We start from the raw sequence: 5,066 nt of genomic DNA on the forward strand, positions 1-5,066 counted from the left end.
CGCCGCGTGCGCTCGGTGGGCGAGCTCGCCGAGAACCAGTTCCGCGCCGGCCTGGTGCGCGTCGAGCGGGCGGTGAAGGAACGCCTGTCGCAGGCGGAGTCCGAGAATCTGATGCCGCACGATCTGATCAACGCCAAGCCGATCTCGGCGGCGATCAAGGAATTCTTCGGCTCCTCGCAGCTCTCGCAGTTCATGGACCAGACCAACCCCTTGTCCGAGATCACGCACAAGCGCCGCGTCTCGGCGCTCGGACCCGGCGGCCTGACCCGCGAGCGCGCCGGCTTCGAGGTGCGCGACGTACACCCGACCCACTATGGGCGGGTGTGCCCGATCGAGACGCCCGAGGGCCCGAACATCGGTCTCATCAACTCGCTCGCGCTTTATGCGCGCACCAACAGATACGGCTTCCTGGAAACGCCGTATCGCCGAGTGAAGGACAGCAAGGCGACCAACGAAATTGCCTACCTGTCGGCCATCGAGGAGGGCAACTACGTCATCGCACAGGCGAACGCCTCGCTCGACAAGAGCGGCAAGCTCACCGACACGCTGGTGTCGTGCCGCTTCAAGAACGAGTTCGAGCTGAAGTCGCCCGAGGAAGTGCAGTACATGGACGTGGCGCCCTCGCAGATCGTCTCGGTCGCGGCCTCCCTCATCCCGTTCCTCGAGCACGATGACGCCAACCGCGCGCTGATGGGCTCCAACATGCAGCGCCAGGCGGTGCCGTGCCTGCGGCCGGAGAAGCCGCTGGTCGGCACGGGCGTCGAGCGCACCGCGGCGATCGACTCGGGAACCTGCGTCATCGCGCTGCGCGGCGGCGTGGTCGACTACGTGGATGCGAACCGCATCGTCGTGCGCGTGAACGACGACGAAACGGTCGCCGGCGACGTCGGTGTGGACATCTACAAGCTCACCAAGTACACGCGCTCCAACCAGAACACCAACATCAACCAGCGCCCGATCGTGAAGCAGAGTGAGCGCATCGCCAAGGGCGACGTGGTGGCCGATGGCGCCTCGACCGATCTCGGCGAGCTCGCGCTCGGCCAGAACATGCTGGTCGCGTTCATGCCGTGGAACGGCTTCAACTTCGAGGACTCGATCCTGATCAGCGAGCGGGTGGTGGCCGACGACCGCTTCACCTCGATCCACATCGAGGAGCTCACCGTCGTCGCGCGGGACACGAAGCTCGGGCCCGAAGAGATTACCCGCGACATCTCGAACCTCTCCGAGGCGCAGCTCGTCCGGCTGGACGAGTCGGGCATCGTCTACATCGGCGCCGAAGTCGAAGCGGGCGATGTGCTGGTCGGCAAGGTGACGCCGAAGGGCGAGACCCAGCTCACGCCGGAAGAGAAGCTGCTGCGCGCGATTTTCGGCGAGAAGGCGTCCGACGTTAAGGACACCTCGCTGCGCGTGCCCTCCGGCATCAGCGGCACGGTGATCGATGTGCAGGTCTTCACCCGCGAAGGTATCGAGCGGGACAAGAGAAGCCAGAGCATCATCGAGGACGAGCTCAAGCGCTATCGCACGGACTTGAACGACCAGATGCGCATCGTCGAGAACGACACCTTCGAGCGCCTGGAGCGCCTGCTCAACAGCAAGGTCGCCAACGGCGGCCCGAAGAAGCTCGCCAAGGGCACCAAGGTGACCAAGGACTACCTCGAGAGCATGGAGCGCTACGACTGGTTCGACATCCGGCTTGCCAACGAGGAGGCGGCGGCTCAGGTCGAGAGCCTCAAGGACTCGCTCGGCCAGAAGCGCCGCGAGTTCGACGCCATGTTCGAGGCGAAGAAGAAGAAGCTGACCCAGGGCGACGAGCTGCCGCCGGGCGTGCTGAAGATGGTGAAGGTGTACGTCGCGGTGAAGCGCCGCCTGCAGCCGGGCGACAAGATGGCCGGCCGCCACGGCAACAAGGGCGTCATCTCGAAGATCGTGCCGGTGGAAGACATGCCGCACATGGCCGACGGCACGCCGATGGATCTCGTGCTGAATCCGCTCGGCGTACCGTCGCGGATGAACGTGGGGCAGATTCTGGAAACGCACCTCGGCTGGGCGGCAAAAGGCCTCGGGCTGCGGATCGGCGAGCTCATCAAGCAGGAGCAGCACAAGGCCGGCGAAGTGAAGAAGCTGATCGAGCGCATCTACACCGCCAGCGGCCGCGACGACGAGCTCGCCAAGCTCTCCGACGAGGAGCTGATGCAGCTCGCGCAGAACCTGCGCGAGGGCGTGCCGTTCGCGACGCCGGTGTTCGACGGCGCGGCGGAGAGCGAGATCAACTCCATGCTGGAGATGGCCGGCTTGCCCACCACCGGGCAGGTCCAGCTCTTCGACGGCCGCACCGGCGAAGCGTTCGATCGCAACGTCACGGTCGGCTACATGCACATGCTGAAGCTGCACCATCTGGTCGACGACAAGATGCACGCGCGCTCGACCGGGCCGTACTCGCTCGTCACGCAGCAGCCGCTCGGTGGCAAGGCGCAGTTCGGCGGCCAACGCTTCGGTGAGATGGAAGTGTGGGCGCTGGAGGCCTACGGCGCGGCGTACACGCTGCAGGAGATGCTCACCGTCAAATCCGACGACATCACCGGCCGCACCAAGGTGTACGAGAACATCGTCAAGGGCGACCACAAGATCGATGCGGGCATGCCCGAGTCGTTCAACGTGCTGGTCAAGGAAATCCGGTCCCTTGGGATCGACATCGACCTGGAGAGGTACTAATCGATGAAGGCACTACTCGAACTCTTCAAGCAGGTTCAGCAGGACGAGGAATTCGACGCGATCAAGATCGGGCTCGCTTCGCCCGAGAAGATCCGCTCCTGGTCCTACGGCGAGGTCAAGAAGCCCGAGACCATCAACTACCGGACCTTCAAGCCGGAGCGCGATGGCCTTTTCTGCGCCAAGATCTTCGGGCCGATCAAGGACTACGAGTGCCTGTGCGGCAAGTACAAGCGGCTCAAGCACCGCGGCGTGATCTGTGAGAAGTGCGGCGTCGAGGTGACGCTCGCCAAGGTGCGCCGCGAGCGCATGGGCCATATCGAGCTCGCCTCGCCGGTCGCGCATATCTGGTTCCTGAAGTCGCTGCCCTCGCGCCTCGGCCTGGTGCTCGACATGACGCTGCGCGACATCGAGCGGGTGCTGTACTTCGAGGCCTATGTCGTCACCGACCCGGGCCTCACGCCGCTCAAGCGCTGCCAGCTTCTCACCGAGGATGACTACCTCGCCAAGGTCGAGGAGTTCGGCGACGACTTCCAGGCCGCGATGGGCGCCGAAGGCATCCGCGCGCTGCTGCGGGCGCTCGATCTCAACAAGGAGATCGACAACCTGCGCAAGGAGCTCGAGGCGACCTCGAGCGACGCCAAGATCAAGAAGTTCGCCAAGCGGCTGAAGGTGCTCGAGGGCTTCAAATCCTCGAACATCAAGCCCGACTGGATGATCATGGAAGTGCTGCCGGTGCTGCCGCCCGAGCTGCGGCCGCTGGTGCCGCTGGATGGCGGCCGGTTCGCCACTTCCGACCTGAACGATCTCTATCGCCGGGTCATCAACCGCAACAACCGGTTGAAGCGCCTGCTCGAGCTGAAAGCGCCCGAGATCATCGTGCGCAACGAGAAGCGCATGCTGCAGGAGGCCGTCGATTCACTGTTGGATAACGGCCGTCGCGGCAAGGCGATGACCGGGGCCAACAAGCGCCCGCTGAAATCGCTCGCCGACATGATCAAGGGCAAGGGCGGGCGCTTCCGCCAGAACTTGCTCGGCAAGCGCGTCGACTACTCGGGCCGCTCGGTCATCGTGGTCGGCCCGCAGCTGAAGCTGCACCAGTGCGGCCTGCCGAAGAAGATGGCGCTCGAATTGTTCAAGCCATTCATCTTCAACAAGCTGGAGCTGCTCGGCCTCGCCACGACCATCAAGGCCGCGAAGCGCCTGGTCGAGCAGGAAGTGCCCGAAGTGTGGGACATCCTGGAAGAGGTGATTCGCGAACACCCGGTGCTCTTGAACCGCGCCCCGACGCTCCACCGCCTCGGCATCCAGGCGTTCGAGCCGGTGCTGATCGAAGGCAAGGCGATCCAGCTGCATCCGCTGGTGTGCGCGGCGTTCAACGCCGACTTCGACGGCGACCAGATGGCGGTGCACGTGCCGCTGTCGCTCGAGGCGCAGATGGAAGCGCGCACGCTGATGCTGGCGTCGAACAACGTGCTCTCGCCGGCGAACGGCGAGCCGATCATCGTGCCGTCGCAGGACATCGTGCTGGGTCTGTACTACGCCACGCGCGAGCACATCAACGCCAAGGGCGAGGGCATGAGCTTCTCCGATCTCGCCGAGCTGCACCGCGCCTACGATTCGCGCCAGGTCGACCTGCATGCGCGCGTCTGGGTGCGCATCAAGGAGAAGGAGTACGCCGAGGACGGCGAGATCACCGAGAAGGTGACGCGCTACGAGACGACGGTGGGCCGGGCGATCCTGTCGGAGATCCTGCCGATCGGGTTGTCGTTCGAGCTGCTCAACAAGCCGCTGAAGAAAAAAGAGATCAGCCGGCTGATCAACGCCGCGTTCCGCCGCTGCGGGCTGCGCGAGACGGTGATCTTTGCCGACAAGCTGATGCAGTCCGGCTTCGGCATCGCCACGCGCGCCGGCATCTCGTTCGGCGTGCACGACATGCGCATCCCCGAGCAGAAGCAGGAGATCATCAAGGCCGCCGAGACCGAGGTGAAGGAGATCGAGAACCAGTACACCTCGGGCCTCGTCACCGCGGGCGAGCGCTACAACAAGGTGGTCGACATCTGGTCGCGTGCCGGTGAGCAGGTCGGCAAGGTGATGATGGACCAGCTCGGGTCGGAAGAGGTCGAGAACCGCCACGGCAAGAAGGTGAAGCAGGAGGCGTTCAACTCGATCTACATGATGGCTGACTCCGGCGCGCGCGGCTCGGCGGCGCAGATCCGCCAGCTCGCCGGCATGCGCGGCCTGATGGCGAAGCCCGACGGCTCGATCATCGAGACGCCGATCACCGCGAACTTCCGCGAAGGCCTGAACGTGCTGCAGTACTTCATCTCGACGCACGGCGCGCGCAAAGGCCTTGC

2 protein-coding genes are annotated in these 5,066 nt (G+C 64.7%); both read left to right on the forward strand.

Features of this window, described 5'->3' with window-relative positions:
* The coding region (gene rpoB / locus VFB18_RS04945) for a DNA-directed RNA polymerase subunit beta (RefSeq protein WP_324971662.1) at positions 1–2,712 on the forward strand (2,712 nt) is incomplete at its 5' end.
* A gap of 3 nt (positions 2,713–2,715) precedes the next feature.
* The coding region (gene rpoC / locus VFB18_RS04950) for a DNA-directed RNA polymerase subunit beta' (RefSeq protein WP_324971664.1) at positions 2,716–5,066 on the forward strand (2,351 nt) is incomplete at its 3' end.

Origin of the sequence: Methyloceanibacter sp., from assembly GCF_035650995.1 — a bacterium.
GTDB lineage: Bacteria > Pseudomonadota > Alphaproteobacteria > Rhizobiales > Methyloligellaceae > Methyloceanibacter.